Origin of the sequence: Nocardia aobensis NBRC 100429 (assembly GCF_000308375.1) — a bacterium.
Classification (GTDB): domain Bacteria; phylum Actinomycetota; class Actinomycetes; order Mycobacteriales; family Mycobacteriaceae; genus Nocardia; species Nocardia aobensis.
In genome coordinates, this window is the sequence record NZ_BAFQ01000094.1 from 146438 (window position 1) to 164867 (window position 18430).

Genomic DNA, 18430 nt, shown 5'->3' on the forward strand with positions numbered 1-18430 from the left:
ACGCGGCATCGGTGGCGGTAGGTGAGTGAGGTGGTCATGGGGAATCGCGCGGCGGATTCGATCGTCCCGGGGAGCTTCGCGACCGCTCCGGAGTCCTACGCGGATCACTCGATCGGCGACATCGTTCGCCTCTGGGCGCAGCACATCCCGGATCACGCGGCTTTCGTCACCGTGGGCGGGTCGACCAGCTGGAGCGAATACGACCGGTCGGCGGACACGATCCGCGACGAGGTGCGTACTACTCCCGGCGGCCCGCGTTCGCGGGTCGCGCTGCTGTTGCCGGATACCGCCGCCGTCCACGCGGCGCTGTGCGGATGCTCGCGCGCGGGCCGTATCGCCGCGGCTGTCGGAGTGCGGTCGGGCGTTCGCGAGATCGCGCATGTGATGCGCCGGACCGGTTCGTCGACACTGATCACCGTGCCCGAGATTCGCGGCAGAACCTGGCGGACGCTGGTCCGGGAACTGGGGGCCGAGGGTGTGATGCCGGGTGACGTCCTGGTGGTCGACGAGCAGTCGGGCGCCCTCGAACATCATCGCATCGGCGCACAGCAGATGCACGAGAACCTTTCTGCCGGTATGCCTTTCACGCCGTCGCAGGTTTCCGTTCTCAACTCGACCTCGGGAACGACCGGGACACCGAAGATCGTCGCGCACACCGAACGACGATGGACGGCCTTCGCACGCGAAGCGATGCTGGGTGCCCGGATCGGTCCCCGGGACGTCATCTGCTCGGTGGTTCCGGCGCCGTACGGATTCGGCCTCTGGTCGGCGCATTTCCTGCCCGCACTGCTGGGCATCCCGGTCGTCGTCACCGCCCGCTTCGACGCCGAGGAGACCGCGATGCTCATCGAGCGTGAGCACGTCACCGTATTGTGCTGTGTCAGTACACAATTCAAGATGCTGTTGCGTTCCGGAACGCTCGAACGCCATGACATGTCCAGCCTGCGGGTGCTGTACACCGGCGGGGAGCCCGTGCCGTATCGCGATGCCCGCGCGTTCGAGGAACGAACCGGCGCCAAGGTCCTGCAGTTCTACGGCTCCAACGAGAGCGGCGCGGTGAGCCGGACCACCCTCGACGACGATACCGACACCAGGCTGCGCACCTGCGGCCGCACACTCCCCATGATGAACGTCCGCGTGCTCGACGAGGTCGGCGCCGATGTGGACGGTGAGGTGCGGCGTGGCCGGCCTGCGGTGCGCGGGCCGCTGGTCTCGGCGGGCTACTGGGACGATCCGGCCGCCGATGCCGAGTTGTACACGCCCGACGGGTGGACACTGCTCGGCGACATCGTGGAGATCGACGAGACCGACCGGGTCCGGGTGGTCGGGCGGACATCGGATTTCGTCATCCGGGGCGGCAAGAACGTATCGATCACCGAAATCGAGGAACTCGTGCGCGAGCACGAGTCGGTCACCGACGTCGCCGTCGTCGGTGTTCCCGACGACGTCTACGGCGAACGCGTCTGTGCCGTGGTCGTTCTCGCCGACGGCGCGACCCTGGACGCGGCGGACCTGTCGGCCCGGCTCGAATCTCGCGGGGTCACCAAGGAATACACGCCCGAATATGTCGTGGCGGTGGCTCGGCTCCGGCTCGGCCCGGGCGGCAAGACCGACCGCGGCGCCGCGCGAGACACCGCGATGCGCACGCTGGGGCTGCGGTGACCGGACTCGAACTTCCCGATCTGCCGGTCCGGGCCGTCCTCGGCCATCTGGTCGCGACGTTGGCCGACCGGCAGACCGCGGTCCTGGTCGCGCCGCCGGGCACCGGGAAGACGACGCTGGTGCCGTTGGCGCTGGCGCAGAACAACCCTGGTCGGGTGCTGGTAGCCGAGCCACGGCGGCTGGCAGCCCGGGCCGCGGCCGCGCGGATGGCCGCGCTGCTCGGCGAGCAGGTGGGCGAAACCGTGGGTTACTCGGTCCGTGGCGATCGACGAGTCGGACGGCGGACCCGCGTCGAGGTCGTGACCTCCGGCTTGCTGGTGCGCCGCCTGCAGGACGATCCGGAGTTGGCGGGGGTGGACGTGGTCGTGCTCGACGAATGTCACGAACGCCATCTCGACGCGGATCTGCTGTTGGCGCTGCTGCTGGACGCCCGGGCCGGATTGCGGCCCGACCTGCGTGTCCTCGCCACCTCGGCCACGGTTGCCGCCGAACGGCTTTCGGCCCTGCTGAGTACCGAAGACGCGGCGCCGGTGGTGCGGGTCGAAGCGCAGACCTTTCCCGTGGACACGACATACCTCTCGCCCTTGCCCCGGGAGCGCATCGACGCGCAGGTCGCACGCGCCACCCGAACCGCGCTGGCCGAAACCGCGGGCGACATCCTGGTATTCCTGCCCGGTGCGGCCGAAATTCGAAGAGTCGCAGCACTTCTGAACGACCAGGACGACGTGGATATCGTCGCGCTGCACGGCAGACTGAGCGCGGCGAGCCAGGACACGGCGTTGCGTGCCGGACCGCGGCGGCGCGTGGTGCTCGCCACGGCGGTGGCGGAGTCGAGCCTGACGGTGCCCGGCGTGCGTGCCGTGGTCGATTCGGGCCTGGCACGAGTGCCACGCATCGATCGGGCACGCGGACTGTCCGGGTTGGCCACGGTCCGTGTCTCGGCGGCCGTCGCCGACCAACGGGCCGGGCGGGCCGGGCGCGAGGCACCGGGCCGGGTGTGGCGATGCTGGCCGGAGCACGAGCACGCCACCCTGCCCGCCTATCCCGAGCCGGAGATCCGCACCGCGGATCTGACCCGGCTGGCCTTGGAACTGGCCTGCTGGGGCACGGCGGACGGGCAGCGGCTCAGTTGGTGGGATCCACCGCCGGCCGGTGGGCTGACCGCGGGCCGGAATGTGCTGCAGGCGTTGGGAGCCGTGAACGCCGACGGCGCGGTGACCGAGCGCGGGCGACGGATGGCCCGCATCGGGCTGCACCCGCGACTGGCACGCGCGTTGCTCGACGGAGCGGCCGAAGTGGGAGCACGAACGGCGGCGGAAGTCGTCGCCGTCCTCGACGACGACACCCTGGTCTCGGGCGTCGATCTCACGGCCGGCCTGCGTCGGCTCCGCCGCGAGCAGCCGGCGCGCTGGCGACGCGAGGCCGAGCGGCTGGCCCGAACGGTCGACGGGCCGGAGGGCACCGACGATCCCGCTTATGTGGTGGCGCTGGCATATCCGGAGCGACTCGCGCGGCGGCGCGCCGCGGGCTCGGCGAGCTATCTCATGGCCGGCGGTACCGCGGTCACGCTGCCGCCCGGCTCCGGGACCGGCGATCCGGAATGGCTGGCGGTCGGCGTCGCTACTCGCGACCCCGGTCGTTCCGAGGGCTACATCCGGCTGGCCGCGGTCGCGGACGAACGCCTCGCTCGCCGCGCCGCGGCGGATCTGCTGACGACCGTCGACGAGGTCGAGTGGGCCGACGGCGATGTGGTGGCGCGGCGCATCGAACGGCTGGGTGCGATCACCTTGTCGGAGAAGGCACTTCGCGACCCGGATCCGAGTTTGCTCGCCGCCGCCGTGCGCCGCGGGCTGACCTCGTCCGGACTCGGCCTGCTGTCCTGGCCCGCGGAGGCCACCGCTCTGCGTCAGCGCCTCGACTTCCTGCACCGCACCCTCGGCGACCCATGGCCGGCGGTCGACGACGAGGCATTGCTCGCCACCGCCGACACCTGGCTCGGCCCCGAACTCGCCGGTGCGCGCCGCCGCACCGACCTCGAACGCGTCGACACCGCGCAAGCCCTGCGTCGCCTGCTGCCCTGGCCGGATGCGGCGCGCATGGACGAACTGGCACCGGAACGTGTGCCGGTCCCGTCCGGCAGCCACCCCCGCATCGACTACTCCGCCGATCCGCCGGTACTGGCGATCAAGGTGCAGGAGATCTTCGGCTGGACGGACGCACCGCGCCTGGCCGACGGTCGCGTCCCGATCGTGCTGCATCTGCTCTCACCCGCTCAGCGTCCGGTCGCGGTGACCGCGGATCTCGCCTCGTTCTGGCGCACCGGCTGGCCTCGCGTCCGCGCGGATCTACGCGGCCGCTACCCCAAACACGCCTGGCCCGAAGACCCCACCACGGTGCCCGCCCACCGCGGGACCGCTCGCAACGCGGGCCGCGGTTAGGCCGGACCCGCGTTCTCGGCGCCGGACGCCTCCGGCACGCGAACCGCGACATCCTCGATGAAGTCGACCACCAGTTCCCGCCGCGAGAACAACCAGTTTTCCCCCGAGCGGGCGAAGGTGTCCTGATAACGGATGGCGACCCGCCGGTCCCGGTAGCCGTCTGCCCGGCGCGAGATGTGGTGCGCCGTGCCATAGACCTCACCCCGCATGCGGTCGCCCGAAATCGGCTCGAGCACGAGCTGTTCCACGACGTGCCGGGTCAGCACGAAACGAGACACCGAGTTCACCACCGACGAAACCACGCTCTGCCTGCCCACCAGCTCGATGGCCTGCTCCGTCCCGTTCAGCACAGGGGGCAACACGAGGACCGCGTCGGGAGCGAACAGCGCGGTGAGCGCCGCACTGTCGCGGCGGTCGACGGCGCGCGCATATCCCGCCGCGAGTGCGGTGACGGCAAGTCGGTCCGGGGATTCCACGCTCCCATCCTCGCCGCTCGACCCGGCGCGGGACCAGAGCTTTCCGGTGGGTGGGACCTCGCCGGTCATCCGATCGGTCGACACCGCTAACGTGCGAACGACGTATCGCGACACCCGCGAACGGCAGAGGAGAACCACGATGGATTCGATGACGTCGGCCGAACCGGAACCGGAAAGCGTTCCCACAGTGCGCGATTCGCCTGCCGACATCGTCCTCACGTCAAAGCAGCAGGACGTCCCGGTCGACCGCGCGACAGCCGCGGCGCGGCGGGTGATCGACGCGCTGCTGCGCACCGATCGGGCGAATGCGAATCTCGACCGGGTCGCCGAGGAACTCGACAGCATCGCCGACCACCTCGAACAGCACGCCCTGGTGGTCGCGGAACGGCTGATCGATATGTGGCGCGGTGAGGGTGTGACCCGCCACGACCCGGTCACCGGACCGGAGAATGCGATCGCACCGCCTCTCGCGCTCACCGGCCGTGCGGACGGATCGGTGGAGGGTGTCGTGACCCTGACGCTTCCGTATCAGGGACCGCCGGGACATGTGCACGGGGGAGTGGCGGCACTGTTGCTCGACCACACGCTCGGGGTGGCGAACGCCTGGTCGGGACGCAGCGGCGCGACGGCGCAACTGAATGTGCGGTATCACCGCCCGACTCCTTTGTTCGCACCGCTCACGGTCAGCGGCCGGATGGTGTCGGAGGACGGCCGCAAGATCAATTCGACCGGCGCGATCCACACCGCCGACGGCACGCTCTGCGTCTCGGTGGAGGGTTTGTTCATCGACAAGCGGGTTCCCCGGCCACGCTGACGAGCGACCGGAAACGATCGTCCCTGTCCCCGAGCGAGAGATGTCTGTCCATGAAGGTCCTGATCGTCGGCGGCACCGGCATGATCGGCGTGCATGCCGCGCTGCACCTGCGCGAGCACGGTGACGACGTCACCGTCGCGGGTCGCGGCCCGATATCGGCCGAATCACCGGTCGCCGAATTTCCTCTGCTGCTGGGCGATTACACGGTGCCCACCTTCACCCCGGCACAACTGGAACACTTCGACGGCATCGTGTTCGCCGCGGGGCAGGACGTGCGGCACAAGACTTCCGAAGACGACACCCGGCAGTTCTGGGAGACCGCCCAGAGCGTCGGCGTACCCCGTTTCGCGGCACTGGCCAAGCGGGCCGGCGTGCCGCGCTTCGTGCAGGTCGGCAGCTACTACCACCAGCTGCGCCCCGACCTCGCCGAGCACAATCCGTACATCGCGGCCCGCAAAGCCGCCGATGAAGGCGTTCGCGCGCTCGCCGACGACTCGTTCGCCGCGTGCACCCTCAATCCGCCGTCGATCATCGGTGCCGTGCCCGGACCGTCGGCTCGCCGGTATCGGCGAATGGTGTCCTGGGCGACCGGGAACGAACCCGACATCCCCGACTTCGCACCGCCCGGCGGCACCAACTACATGTCCGCCGCCTCACTCGCACAAGCGATTCGGGGCGCGCTGGTGCGCGGTGAGCCGGGTGCGGCCTATCTCGTCGGCGATCAGAACCTGTCCTATCGGGAGTTCTTCCAGATGCTCGTCGATGCCGCCGGCGGCGGGCGAATCATCGCCGAGCGCGACGAGCAGCATCGATTGCAGCCGGACGCCTCGATCATCCAGGGCCGCGGCAACACTCTGGCCTACGAACCGGATGCCGGCGAGGTGCGTCTGCTCGGCTACACCCGCGACGACTGTGCTCGTGCCGTGCGAGCACTCGTGGACGTGGTGTCGGCCGCGCGCTGACCCGGTGCACAGTCCGTTCCGGCGATAGGCGGGAAATCCGCGGCAATTGGCGGCAGGATGGCAGGTATGCGCGCACTCATCCAACTCCGTCCCTCCGCCGATCTGATTGCCGCAGTTGCCGATCCGGCCGTCGCGGTGACCCCCGCCGATGTCGCCGGGGATTTGCCCGGGTTCGACCTCGACCACGACTTCGCCCCGCTGTCCGTCCCGGATACGGTGGCCGCCGAACAGGCGGGCGCGGGTTCGGTGGTGGTGCGCGGACAGATCCCCGACGCCGACCTCGACGCGACGGTGGCGCGACTGACCGGAACCCGCGGCGTGGCAGGCGTTTTCGCCGACCCGCGGATCGAGACGAACCTCACCTGCGGCGGCGATCCGGCGGTCGGCACCTGGCACGACGTCCAAACCCTCTTGCACACCGGCGATCTGGCCGCCGCGGGAATGGACGGAAAATCCGTCGCGGTGGCGATCGTCGACACCGGGATCAACGCCGCCCGGGTCCAGCAGGCGCGCGGCGGGCCGGTGACCGTCGATACCGCGCGCAGCTGGAATCCGCCGGGGGTGAGCGGCACGGCCGGACAGTTCCCGGTCGACCACGGATCGATGTGCGCGTTCGACACCCTGATCGGCGCGCCGAACGCCACCCTGCTCGATATACCGGTGCTGCAGAGCAAGACTCGCGGCGGCTCCACCATGGACGGGCTGCTCTCGGACGCGCTGGCCGCCTACGCCCATCTGCGCACCGTGCTCACCGATCAGCCGGAGGCCACCCGCACGCTGGTGATCAGCAACAGCTGGGGCGCGTTCTCACCGGACTGGGACTTCCCGGTGGGGCAGCCCGGCAACTACTCCGACAATCCGTCCCATCCGTTCAACGTGATCGTCGGCTCGCTCGAATCGGCCGGCGCCGACATCCTGTTCGCTGCCGGCAACTGCGGCCGCGACTGCCCCGATTCGCGGTGCGCGTACCGGGATCGGCCGATCGGCGGCGCGAACTCACATCCGAGCGTGCTGAGCATCGGCGGCGCGGACACCAAGGGGCAACGCGTCGGCTACTCCTCGCAGGGGCCGGGCCGGCTGTCCGATCGCAAACCCGACATCTGCAGCTACACCCACTTCCTCGGGTCCACGGTGTTCGGCGCGAAGGAACCCGACACCGGCACGTCGGCCGCCTGCCCGGTCGCCGCCGGGCTGGTCGCGGCGATCCGGACCGTCTACCCGGCGAGCAAACTGGCCCCGGCGCAGCTGCGAGATCTGTTGCGGCGCACCGCGACCGCGCAGCCCGGCGGATTCGACTACGACTACGGATTCGGTGTGGTCGACGCCGCCGCCCTGCTGGCGGAGCTGAAGAACACCGAGATCCGCGCGTAGCGTGGAACCATGCCGCTGCTCACCGTCCGGCTCGCCACCGACCCCACATTGGCGGCGGCGCTGCGCGAACTGCATCTCACGGAGGCCGAGGTCGACCTCGACTACGGCCTCGTCGCAGTGGACCCGGACCAGCACCTGTACGCGCTGCGAGTGAGCGATGCGGCCGCGACGCGGGCGGCGGCGGTCTCGGATACCGCCGAGATCTTCGCCGATCCGCGCATCGGCCCGGCGCACGACGCCGGGCCGGACACGCGATCGCCCCGGCTTCCGCCCGACGACTCCGCCCCGGCCTGATCGCGCACGAATTACGCGGTCCCGCTGCCGAATTGGCCCGTATGCGCTATACATCGGCGATACGTTCCCAACCCGCGAGGAGCCTTCCCGTGTCCGATCATCCGGTCGACCTCCGCACCGATGTGGCACACCCCGCCCGTATGTACGACTACTTTCTCGGCGGCAAGGACCACTACGAGGCCGACCGCCGCGCCGCCGAGACCGCTCTCGCGAACTTCCCGGCGGTCCGCCTGACCGCACGCACCAACCGCGAATTCATGCGCACCGCGACGCGTTATCTCGCCGAGCAGGGCGTGCGCCAGTTCCTCGACATCGGCACCGGCATCCCGACCGAACCCAATCTGCACCAGGTCGCGCAGGAACAGGCGTGTGAATCGCGGGTGGTGTACGTCGACAACGATCCGATCGTGCTCGCGCACGCGCGGGCCCTGCTGGTGAGCGCGCCCGAAGGCCGCACCACCTATGTGCAGGCCGACGCCGCGAATCCCGAGGCGATCCTCGGCTCCCGCGAACTGCGCGACACTCTGGATCTGTCGCAACCGGTGGCGATTTCGCTGATGGCGGTGGTCCATTTCGTCCCCGGCGACGTCTACGCCATGGTGAACACGCTGATGGACGCGCTGGCTCCCGGCTCGTATCTCGCGATGAGCCATGTCACGACGGATTTCGACAGCGGCGCCAACGATCCCGACGGGATGAGCCGGCTGCTGCGGGTGTATTCGGATCAGGGCATTCCGGTGCGCCCGCGCAGCCGCGAGGAGGTCGCCCGCTTCTTCGACGGCCTCGAACTCGTCGAACCGGGTGTCGAGGTGATTCACCGGTGGCGGCAGAAGGGCATCGAACATCCCGCCGACCACGACAAGAAGGTGTCGCTGTACGGCGCGGTCGGCCGGAAGGTGTGAGCACCGACCGCGAATTCACCCGCAACGTGTGACGCGCGCCCGCCGCCACCGTCGTTAGCGTCGCTGCCGAGCGGCAACGACGGTGTGTGATCGGAAGACCGGTCCTGCGGACGGGTGGAGGACAGGTGGCGGCACGCTGGGTGATATTCGAGTCGTTGGCGGGATATCGCCCGCAATGGTTGCGTGCCGACGTCGTCGCCGGCCTCACAGTGTGGGCGGTTCTGGTGCCGGAAGCACTGGCCTACGCATCGATCGCGGGTGTGCCTCCGGTGGTGGGTCTCTACGCCGCCGTGCCGTCGCTCGTGTTGTACGCGCTGGCGGGCAGTTCCCGGCATCTGGTGGTGGGGCCCATGTCGGCGACCGCGGCGTTGTCGGCGGCGATCGTGACGCCGATGGCGGGCGCCGACGGCGGCCGCTACATCGCGTTGTCGGCGGGGCTCGCCATCGCGACCGGAATCGTGGGCCTGATCGCGGGCGCGATCCGGCTCGGCTTCGTCGCGGCGTTCATTTCCGAACCGGTGCTGAAGGGGTTCATCATCGGGCTGGCGTTGACCATCATCATCGGCCAGGTGCCGAAACTGCTCGGCATCCACAAACACGAGGGCAATTTCTTCGAACAAGCCTGGGGTGTGCTGCGCCATCTCGGCGATGCGCAGTGGCGGACCGTGGTGGTCGGTGCCGTGAGCCTGGCGATCGTGCTGGTGGTGAAGCGCTGGCTGCCGCTGGTACCCGGTTCGCTGCTCGCCGTGCTGGTCGGAATCGGCGCGGTGGCCGTGTTCGATCTGGACGAGCGGGGCGTCGCCATCGTCGGTCACATCGATTCGGGCCTGCCGGCGCTGGGGCTTCCGGACGGGCTCGATGTCGGCAACTACATCGATCTGCTGGGCCCCGCGGTCGGGGTGCTGCTGATCGGCTTCGCCGAGGGCCTGGGCGCGGCGAAAACCTATGCGGCCAAAGCGGGTTACCAGATCGACGCCAACCGCGAACTGCTCGGACTGGGTGCGGCGAATCTGGGCGCCGGGCTGTCGTCGGGCATGGTCGTGAACGGCAGCCTGTCCAAGACCGCCGTCAACGGCTCGGCAGGTGCCAGATCACAGGGCAGTGGGCTGGTGGTGGCGGCGCTGACCGTGCTGACCCTGCTGTTCCTCACCGGTCTGTTCGAGAACCTGCCCGAGGCGACGCTGGCGGGTGTGGTGATCGCCGCGGTGATCGAGCTGGTCGACTTCGCGGCGCTGCGGCGGCTGTATCAGGTGTGGACGCAGCGACTCGGCGGAATCTACGGCAAGGCCGCCCGCGCCGACTTCGCCGCCGCCGTCGCGGCGATGGTCGGCGTCCTGCTGTTCGATACGCTGCCCGGCCTGCTGATCGGCATCGGCATCTCCATGCTGCTGCTGGTGTATCGCACGTCCCGCCCGCATGTGGCGCCCGTGGTGCGGTCGGGCACGCTGTGGCTGGACGCGGACCGGCATCCGGAGTTGACCCAGCGGCCCGACCTCGTAGTGGTGCGGGTCGAGTCGGGTCTGTTCTTCGCCAACGCCGACTATGTGCGCGGACGTATCGAGCAGTTGTGCACCGACCGGACCCGGCTGGTCGTGCTCGATGCCGAGACCTCACCGAGCATCGACGTCACGGCCGCGGCGATGCTGGCGGACCTGCGCGACGATCTGGGCCGGCGCCATATCGACTTCCGGATCGCCCGCTCGATCGGCCAGTTCGGTGACGCGCTCGGCACCGCGCAAGCGCAGGCGACACCGGTCGGGCTGTATCCGACCGTGACGGAGGCGGTCGCGGACCTGCCCGATGTGGATGAACACTCCGACGGCGCCGAGCCGACACGTTAGGAGAACACGGCCCCGGCAGCGCCGGGCGAGCGGTGAAAGCACTCGAAGCGATCTGGGAAGACCATGGTGGTCAGGGACGGTGGAGTGCGTCGAAGGTGATGGCGAGTGTGACCGGTGAGTCCAGGACCAAGGCGGTGCGGTGGACCTTGTGGGGCATGTATCGCAATCCGGACCAGTCGAGGCGGTACTCCTCGATGCGGTCGATTGTTTCCCAGCTCTTGTCGAAGTGAACGATCAGGTAGGCGGGTATTCCGGTGCGTGCGTAGAGCGTGTGTTTCTCACTGGTGTCTGTGTCTACCGTGCTTTTCGAGACGACTTCGACGATGAGGGCGATGTGGTCGCGGACGGTGTTGATGTCATACGGTTCGCAATCGCGAACGAAGATATCGGGGTAGCGGACGTTGAGCCGGTGGTCGGTTCGGCGATCGTCCGTGTCGGCGAACCGGACAGCGACATCGGACCCGACTCGCAAGCACGGACCCGCGGGATCGCGCGCGTCGTCCAAGGCTGTGGCGAGCCGACGCACGACTCGGCTGTGCGCCTCGCTCTGGGCCATCAGTCGCACCACGGCACCGTCCACGATCTCGACGTCGCCGAATGTGCCGCTGAATGCATCGGGCTCGGTGGCCAGAAACTCTTCGGCGGTGATTCGCGTATGCGCGTCGGGATTGGATACCGTCACAGTCAGCTCCTCATGGTGATCGTCGGCTCGAGCCTACGACACCTCACACCAGGAGCACGGTGTGATCCGGCCAGTTGCGATCCGGAACAACGCCGCGACGAGATGAGCGGATCCTCCCCACGAAGTCGGTCCGACTCGATAGAATCACGGGAAACAGATAACCCCCGGCCGAAGCCGGGGGTTATCTGTAACTCCGAGTTACACACAGTGTCCGGAGGGGGACTTGAACCCCCACGCCCGTTAATAGGGCACTAGCACCTCAAGCTAGCGCGTCTGCCATTCCGCCACCCGGACCGGTGGTGCTCAGCAAGGTTAACGGATCTCTCCGCGAGGTCCAAATCACGGGTGTCCGTGCAGGTCCCGGACTCGCGGGTGACTGCTGAGCGCCGCCTTCGGGAGGGCTAGTTCGTCAACGCCTCGAGCAGTGCGGCACGCTGACGGGACCCCAGGCCGCCGATACGGCGGTCGACCGGAATATCGGCTTCGTCCATCAGCTTTGCCGCCTTGACCGGCCCGATACCGGGCAGAGCCTTGATGACCGCGGCAACCTTCGTCTTCTTGACCAAGTCCTCCTTGTCGGCACGCTCGAGCACCTGGGCCAACGAGACCGAGCCCTTGCGAATCTGCTCGATCAGTTCCGACCGCGCCTTACGGACCGCGGCCGCCTTGGCCAGCGCTTCGGAGCGTTGCTCGGCGGTCATGGTGGGAAGTGCCATGTCTCTAACCTTTCACTCGTTCGCTGGAACCTCAACGGCACCGATTGAACATCACCGGCAGCCCGGTGATGGGTCGACACACCGCGAGGATAATCCCGGTTCGGCGGTGGTGGCGGGGGTTCGGATACCCGAGATGCGGGAAATTTGCCACGATTCGCCCACGTCGCCGAGGTGCTCGGCGGACGGCTAGCGGCCCGGCGATCGCACCAGGCCGTGCCGGTACGCGTACACGACAGCCTGAATGCGGTCGCGCACTTGCAGTTTCGCCAGAATCCGGGATACGTGGGTTTTCACGGTCTCCTCGCCGACACCCAGAGCGGCGGCGATTTCGCTGTTGCTGCGGGCATCGGCGAGCAGGAGGAGAACCTGCTGTTCCCGGGCGGTCAGGGCATGATCGGGCGGCGGCGCCGGGGCCAAGGTGTCGGCGAGCCGGGCGGCCAGGCGGCGCGTCATCGATGGGTCGATGATCGCGTCACCGCGCACCGCCACCCGGATCGCCGCGATCAACTCCTCCGGCGGCAGCGTCTTGAGCAGGAATCCGCTGGCACCGGCCTGCAGGGCGCGCGCCAGGCTCGCCTCGCTGTCGTAGGTGGTCAGCACCAGCACGCGGGTGCCGCCGGCGGCCACGATGGCCTCGGTGGCCGCCAGACCGTCGAGTTTCGGCATCCGGATGTCGAGGATCGCCACGTCGGGCCGTAGCCGCGCGGTCTCGGCGACGGCGGTGCGGCCGTCGCCCGCCTCGCCGACGCATTCGAGGTCCGGTACCGCATCGAGGACGGCTCGCAGTCCGGATCGGAACATCGCGTGGTCGTCGGCGATCAGGACCCGGACCGGGCCGATCACGACCGCCCACCCGGGAGCCGGACGAGGACGCGCCAGCGGCCGTCGGCGACGCCGTGGTCCACGCTGCCGTCGAAGAGTTCCGCGCGCCGGCGGATGCCGTCGAGTCCCCGATGCACGCCCGTGGCCGCCTCCGGCGCGGCACCGCCCGGGCGGGCGGCGGGGCCGCGTTCTCGCAACGAAGCTCGCCGGCCGGACCGGAACCTGACCGTGGCCGGCGTGGTGGCGCGGACGGACACGCGCTCGCCGGCGGGGACCGCATCGGGTCCGTGCGGAGTCGCCGCCGAATCGAGCGGACCCGTGGCCCGGATCGGCGGTACGCAAGGTGCGGGGACGTTCGAATCCTCTTCGCCGGCAAGTGGATTGGACTGTTCGATCTCGACCCCGGTGCCGTCGTTGCGGACCGTCAGCCGCGCACTGCCGGCGCCGTGGCGCAGGGCATTGGTGAGCAGTTCCTGCACGATCCGGTAGACGGTGATGTCGAGCGAGCGGGGTAGTTCGGCGCCGCTGGTGGTGACGGTCAGATCGAGGCCGGCGCCGCGCACGCGGTCGACCAGATCGTCGATATCGGCCATACCGGGCTGGCGAGCGGCGTCCTCGCGGCCGTGCAGCAGATCGAGCTGACGGCGCAGATCCACCATCGCCGCGCGGCTCTCCGATTCCACGGCCGACAGGGAGCGTGTCGCCGCGACGGTGGCGGCGCCACTTCCGTGCAGGGCCAAACGCGCGGCGCCCGCATGGATACCGATCGCGCTGACGTGATGGGAGATGACGTCGTGCAGGTCGCGGGCGATCGCCTCACGTTCGTCGGTCAGTGCCCGTTCCAGCGCGGTCCGTTGCTGCTGGCGGGCGAGCCGTTCGCGCTGCTCCAGTTCTGCGATGTAGGCGCCGCGACCCGCGGTGTAACGGCCGACCAGCCATGGCACCACGCCGCCGGAGATCGCCGAGGTGAGCAGCAGGCGCCAGCCCGCCGCCGGCGCGCCGCCCGCGATCAGCGGCGCACCGCACGCACCCAGCACCAGCACGGGCACCGTGACCAGCGACGCCCGGCCCGACAACCAAGCACCCGCCCGATAGCCGGCGACGAGGAAACCGACGTCTGCCACCCGGACGGGCAGCCCGTGCCGATGCAGCAGCACCGTGACCGCCAGCCTGATCGCGACCTGGACCACGGCGACGACCGCGGCCGTTGCCGGTGGCGCGGCGAAAGCCAGATCGGCCGCCACGATCGCCGCCAGGACCGCGCTCGCCGGGCCGGGCGCCACCGAGAAGATGCCGGAGAGCGCGAACACGACCGCATCCACCAGCGCCGCGACCACCGCGACCGCCACCGATTGCCTGGTCAGCGACCGGCGAACCGCCCGCAGTTCACCGCCCGGCGGCCCCGCCGCGCTCTCGGCCCCCGGCTGCCGTGGAGTACGCCGCAGCAGCGCCCACGGGCTCGGCGACACCGCTCGCTCCCACAACACACCGCGACGATACCGGCGCGGACGGTGACGGCGAGTCCCTCGGGCGGGGGATTGGAGGTCCCTCTCGGGCCCGATGTTCGGGCTGGTCGGCGGCATTACCGTCGCTGTGGCACGCCGCTCGCGAGGACGCCTCGGTGCCCGCGGGCGGATCGGATCGGGACAGGAGTTCGGATGAACAATGCGGACCTGGCGCTGTACGCGGTGCCGGCCTTCATCGCGATGATGGGCGTGGAGTGGTGGGACGCGCGCCGCGATCCCGACCGCGCACCCAGCGGCCGGTACGGGCGCGAGGCGGCCACCAACTGGGCCACCTATGCGATCGGGCAGCTCACCAAGCCCCTGCTCCAGTACGTGCTGCCGTTCTCCACCATCGTGCTGGCCGCCTCGTGGACACCGCTGCACCTGTCGCCGCGCGACTGGTGGGTCTGGCTGCTGGGACTGATGGTCACCGATTTCTGCTATTACTGGGCCCACCGGGCCGACCACCGCATCCGGTTGCTGTGGACGGCGCATTCGGTGCACCACTCGAGCACTCACTTCAATCTGACGACCGCGATCCGGTTGCCGTGGCTCAACCCGATCGCGTCGATGACGCGCAGCCTGGCGTGGGTGCCGGCCGCGCTGCTGGGCTTCCCCGCGTGGATGATCTTCCTGCTGAACACCCTCGGCCTGCTGTATCAGTTCCCGATTCACACCCAGCGCGTCCGAACCCTGTGGCGCCCGGTCGAATTCGTGTTCAACACCCCGGCCCATCATCGCGTGCACCACGGCTCCAACCAGCCCTACCTCGACACCAACTACGGCGGCGTGTTCATCGTCTGGGATCGCATGTTCGGTAGTTTCGCCGCCGAATCCGAACCCATCCGCTACGGGCTCACCCACGACATCGGCACCGGAAATCCGTTGAAGGTCAACTATCACGAATTCGCGGCTCTGCTGCGCGACGTGCGCGGCGCCCACACCTGGCGCGGGCGACTGGGTTACGTCTTCGGCCCGCCCGGCTGGCAGGAGAACGCGACGGTGACGCCGGCCGCACAGCCGCCCGAACTGAACGCCGTCGCCACGAGCGGCTAGCGCTCCCGCGTGCGCTACTCGGACGTCACAGTTCCACGGCGCCGGTCTCCGCCGCGGCGACCGACGGCTTGCGCGCCCACAGCGTCGCCACGAGGACCACGGCGGTGACCAGGACGATATGCGCCGCGAACAGCGTCAGGAACGGCAACACGAACCCTTCGTCGGTCAGGGCGCCGCGCTCGCTCACGCAGTAGAGGGTGTAGTTCACCGACGTGCCCTCCGAATCGTGGAAGGTGTCCGACACCACGATCGGATCCAGGTAGGGGGCCCGGCAGAACAGCGGCGCGGTGAGCCGGGCTTCCCCGGGCCAGATCGCCAGCGGCAGGACGAAGCTGACGATACTTCCGGCGGCGACGCCGGTGCCGAGTGCGGAAATGAGCGGTCTGGGCACTGTTCACACCTGCCGGATGCGGAGAAACGTACCGGCGGAATCGAATTCGGCGATCATGTCCGTCCGCGCGGACGTCACGTCGGCGACGATGCGGATGTCGCGTCCGAATCGGCTCACGACGATCACCGGAACGACACCGTCGGCGAGGGCGCTGCGGGCGAGGGCGGTATCGACGATCGACTCGAGCCGGGTGAGGCCGGGTACTTCGCCGAGGGTGAAGCATTCGCCGTCCAGGTCGTCGAAGGCCGAGACGCGCACCGGCCGCGGTGCGCTCACGGCGCCGAGGCGATAGGAGTAGTCGTCGAGTTCACGTGGGCGCCGCGCGGTTCGGACGCGCAGGTGGACGGCCGGTTCGCGGGTGCTCAGATCGTCGTGGTCGGCCAGGAATCGGGTCACCTGTTCGGGCTGATCGGCCAGGACGAGCCGGAACTGCGTCGACTCGGGAGCGACGAACATCACCACACCGGCCTGAATGTCGCCGGTGCCCAGCCGGTTTCGCAACGCCTCGAACGCCGCGGCGGGCAGCCCGTCCACGAAGCCGCCGCCGCGAGCCCGGATCTCCTGCTCGAAGGCGTCGCGTTCCACCGCGCCGACGCAGCCACAGGCGATCAACACGATCGAGCACACCGCGGCCCGAAGCCACCTACGACGGCGCATGCCGGAATGGTAAGCGTCGCTGCCGGAATCCGCGCGCCCGATTCGCGCAGGCGCCGCACGGTCACCGCCGCGATTCCGGCGACGCCCACCCGGATAATTCGATCAGCGAGATCGCAAGGCGATCGGTGTCCGCGGAGCGGGCATCGCGAGCGCCGCTGCGACGTGAGCGTGCCCCGGCGCAGGTCGGTGCGCCGATTCGCGGGCACGGCCGGGTCGGGCGGCATTCGCCCCTGCGTGGCGCGTGGTAGGAAAGGGGCGTGACAGGTGTACAGCGCGAGTCCCGCTCCCGGGCGGAAGCCGAAGTGGTCGAGTTGGTCAGCACGCTGATCCGTTTCGACACCTCCAACACCGGGGTGCTCGAAACCACCAAGGGCGAGCGCGAGTGTGCGCAATGGGTGGCCGATCAGTTGCAGCAGGCCGGGTACACCACCGAGTACGTGGAGTCGGGTGCGCCGGGGCGCGGAAATGTCTTCGCGCGCTTGCCCGGAGCCGACCCCAGCCGCGGTGCGCTGATGATCCACGGGCATCTGGACGTGGTGCCGGCCGAAGCCGCGGACTGGAGTGTGCATCCGTTCTCGGGTGCGATCCGCGACGGCTATGTGTGGGGCCGCGGCGCGATCGACATGAAGGATATGGTCGGCATGATGCTGGCGGTCGCCCGCCAGTTCAAGATCGAGGGCACGGTGCCGCCGCGCGATCTGGTGTTCGCCTTCCTCGCCGACGAGGAGAACGGCGGCAAGTGGGGCTCGCAGTGGCTGGCCGACAACCGGCCGGATCTGTTCGAGGGTGTCACCGAGGCGGTCGGTGAGGTCGGCGGCTTCTCGCTGACCGTGCCGCGCCGCGACGGCACCGAGCGGCGGCTGTATCTGGTGGAGACCGCGGAGAAGGGCCTGGGCTGGATGCGGTTGCGCGCCAAGGCCCGCGCGGGCCACGGTTCGTTCCTGCACGACGACAACGCGGTGACGATTCTGGCCGAGGCGGTGGCGCGGCTGGGTAAGCACACCTTCCCGCTGGTGCTGTCGGATTCGGTGGCCGAGTTTTTGGCCGCGGTCAGCGAGGAGACCGGCATCGAGTTCGATCCGGACAGTCCGGATATCGAGGGGCAGCTCGCGAAACTGGGCACCATCTCGCGCATCATCGGTGCGACCCTGCGTGATACCGCCAATCCGACCATGCTGCGCGCCGGTTACAAGGCGAACGTGATTCCGCAGACCGCTGAGGCCACCGTGGATTGCCGGGTGGTGCCGGGCCGGCAGGCGGCCTTCGAACGCGAGGTCGACGAGCTGATCGGCCCGGATGTGGAGCGGGAGTGGATCACCAAACTCGACTCCTACGAGACCACCTTCGACGGGCATCTGGTCGACGCGATGAACGAGGCGATCCTGGCCCACGACCCCGACGGCCGCACCGTGCCCTACATGCTGTCCGGAGGCACGGACGCGAAAGCGTTCGCGCGCTTGGGAATTCGGTGTTTCGGCTTCGCACCGCTGCAGTTGCCGCCGGACCTGGATTTCTCCGCGCTGTTCCACGGCGTGGACGAACGGGTTCCGGTGTCGGCGCTGGAATTCGGCGCCCGCGTCATGGAGCATTTCCTGTTGCACAGCTGACGATCCGCTCGACTAGCAGAAAGGACGGTCCTCGTGCCCGACTATTCCTACAATCCCTATGCGGCATTGCCGCAGCTGCCCGAGTTCACCCTCACCTCCACCGATGTCACCGACGGACAGCCGCTGGGTAACGAGCAGGTCAGCGGGGTGTTCGGGGCGGGCGGCCGAGATATCTCCCCGCAGTTGTCGTGGAGCGGATTCCCGGCGGAGACCAGGAGTTTCGCGGTCACCGTC

18 protein-coding genes and 1 tRNA gene are annotated in these 18430 nt (G+C 69.2%); 11 read left to right on the forward strand and 8 right to left on the reverse strand.

Going from position 1 to position 18430, the window contains the following annotated elements; translation table 11 throughout:
- The first annotated feature begins 21 nt into the window (after window positions 1-21).
- Together RJ03_RS12470 and hrpB are read left to right on the forward strand one after the other, a co-directional pair.
- Window positions 22-1662 (forward strand): class I adenylate-forming enzyme family protein, encoded by a 1641-nt coding sequence (locus tag RJ03_RS12470; RefSeq protein ID WP_245552259.1) that lies wholly within the window; start codon window positions 22-24, stop codon window positions 1660-1662.
- Window positions 1659-4100 carry an ATP-dependent helicase HrpB gene (gene hrpB / locus RJ03_RS12475; RefSeq protein ID WP_036501376.1) on the forward strand — a complete coding sequence of 814 codons (2442 nt, stop codon included), beginning with the start codon at window positions 1659-1661 and terminating at the stop codon, window positions 4098-4100. The genes RJ03_RS12470 and hrpB overlap by 4 nt, the downstream gene beginning before the upstream one ends.
- On the opposite strand, the gene RJ03_RS12480 is transcribed toward hrpB, so the two are convergent.
- The gene (locus tag RJ03_RS12480) at window positions 4097-4576 is read right to left on the reverse strand and encodes a nuclear transport factor 2 family protein (protein ID WP_036501454.1); all 480 of its coding nucleotides are present in this window, start codon (window positions 4574-4576) and stop codon (window positions 4097-4099) included. The genes hrpB and RJ03_RS12480 overlap by 4 nt on opposite strands.
- 148 nt (window positions 4577-4724) lie before the next feature.
- On the opposite strand from RJ03_RS12480, the gene RJ03_RS12485 reads away from it, so the two are divergent.
- The 6 genes from RJ03_RS12485 to RJ03_RS12510 all read left to right on the forward strand — a co-directional run bounded on the left by RJ03_RS12485 (window position 4725) and on the right by RJ03_RS12510 (window position 10760).
- Window positions 4725-5390, forward strand: coding sequence for a PaaI family thioesterase (locus RJ03_RS12485; protein WP_036501456.1), 666 nt, complete (start codon window positions 4725-4727; stop codon window positions 5388-5390).
- A 50-nt stretch (window positions 5391-5440) separates the two neighbouring features.
- The gene (locus RJ03_RS12490; protein ID WP_036501378.1) at window positions 5441-6352 is read left to right on the forward strand and encodes an NAD-dependent epimerase/dehydratase family protein; all 912 of its coding nucleotides are present in this window, start codon (window positions 5441-5443) and stop codon (window positions 6350-6352) included.
- Between the two features lie 66 nt (window positions 6353-6418).
- Entirely contained in the window at window positions 6419-7723 is a 1305-nt protein-coding gene (locus RJ03_RS12495; protein ID WP_036501380.1) for a S8 family serine peptidase, read from the forward strand.
- 9 nt (window positions 7724-7732) lie between these two features.
- Window positions 7733-8017: a hypothetical protein gene (locus RJ03_RS12500; protein WP_063820370.1), complete on the forward strand. Its 285-nt coding sequence runs from the start codon at window positions 7733-7735 to the stop codon at window positions 8015-8017.
- Between the two features lie 89 nt (window positions 8018-8106).
- Window positions 8107-8919, forward strand: coding sequence for an SAM-dependent methyltransferase (locus RJ03_RS12505; protein WP_245552260.1), 813 nt, complete (start codon window positions 8107-8109; stop codon window positions 8917-8919).
- 125 nt (window positions 8920-9044) lie between these two features.
- On the forward strand, window positions 9045-10760 hold the full coding sequence (locus RJ03_RS12510) for a SulP family inorganic anion transporter (RefSeq protein ID WP_245552261.1): 1716 nt from the start codon (window positions 9045-9047) through the stop codon (window positions 10758-10760).
- Between the two features lie 70 nt (window positions 10761-10830).
- Here the strand turns inward: RJ03_RS12510 and RJ03_RS12515 are convergent, their stop codons facing one another.
- The 5 genes from RJ03_RS12515 to RJ03_RS12535 all read right to left on the reverse strand — a co-directional run bounded on the left by RJ03_RS12515 (window position 10831) and on the right by RJ03_RS12535 (window position 14467).
- Window positions 10831-11442 (reverse strand): Uma2 family endonuclease, encoded by a 612-nt coding sequence (locus RJ03_RS12515; protein WP_036501382.1) that lies wholly within the window; start codon window positions 11440-11442, stop codon window positions 10831-10833.
- 208 nt (window positions 11443-11650) lie between these two features.
- Window positions 11651-11736: transfer RNA gene (locus tag RJ03_RS12520), tRNA-Leu, on the reverse strand.
- Between the two features lie 107 nt (window positions 11737-11843).
- On the reverse strand, window positions 11844-12158 hold the full coding sequence (gene mihF / locus RJ03_RS12525) for an integration host factor, actinobacterial type (RefSeq protein ID WP_030516894.1): 315 nt from the start codon (window positions 12156-12158) through the stop codon (window positions 11844-11846).
- Between the two features lie 186 nt (window positions 12159-12344).
- Window positions 12345-13001: a response regulator gene (locus tag RJ03_RS12530; protein ID WP_086007235.1), complete on the reverse strand. Its 657-nt coding sequence runs from the start codon at window positions 12999-13001 to the stop codon at window positions 12345-12347.
- Entirely contained in the window at window positions 12998-14467 is a 1470-nt protein-coding gene (locus RJ03_RS12535; protein ID WP_245552262.1) for a sensor histidine kinase, read from the reverse strand. Before RJ03_RS12535 ends, RJ03_RS12530 begins: the two co-directional genes overlap by 4 nt.
- A 171-nt stretch (window positions 14468-14638) precedes the next feature.
- Here RJ03_RS12535 and RJ03_RS12540 point away from each other — a divergent pair, with 171 nt between their 5' ends.
- Window positions 14639-15541, forward strand: coding sequence for a sterol desaturase family protein (locus tag RJ03_RS12540; RefSeq protein ID WP_036501384.1), 903 nt, complete (start codon window positions 14639-14641; stop codon window positions 15539-15541).
- 25 nt (window positions 15542-15566) lie between these two features.
- On the opposite strand, the gene RJ03_RS12545 is transcribed toward RJ03_RS12540, so the two are convergent.
- Together RJ03_RS12545 and RJ03_RS12550 are read right to left on the reverse strand one after the other, a co-directional pair.
- Entirely contained in the window at window positions 15567-15932 is a 366-nt protein-coding gene (locus RJ03_RS12545) for a hypothetical protein (RefSeq protein ID WP_051024607.1), read from the reverse strand.
- Between the two features lie 3 nt (window positions 15933-15935).
- The gene (locus RJ03_RS12550; protein WP_157163402.1) at window positions 15936-16589 is read right to left on the reverse strand and encodes a hypothetical protein; all 654 of its coding nucleotides are present in this window, start codon (window positions 16587-16589) and stop codon (window positions 15936-15938) included.
- A gap of 257 nt (window positions 16590-16846) precedes the next feature.
- Here RJ03_RS12550 and RJ03_RS12555 point away from each other — a divergent pair, with 257 nt between their 5' ends.
- Window positions 16847-18196, forward strand: a complete 1350-nt coding sequence (locus RJ03_RS12555; RefSeq protein WP_051024608.1) for a M20/M25/M40 family metallo-hydrolase — start codon at window positions 16847-16849, stop codon at window positions 18194-18196.
- A 33-nt stretch (window positions 18197-18229) separates the two neighbouring features.
- Window positions 18230-18430: YbhB/YbcL family Raf kinase inhibitor-like protein (locus tag RJ03_RS12560; protein ID WP_036501389.1), on the forward strand; the 201-nt coding region annotated here is incomplete at its 3' end.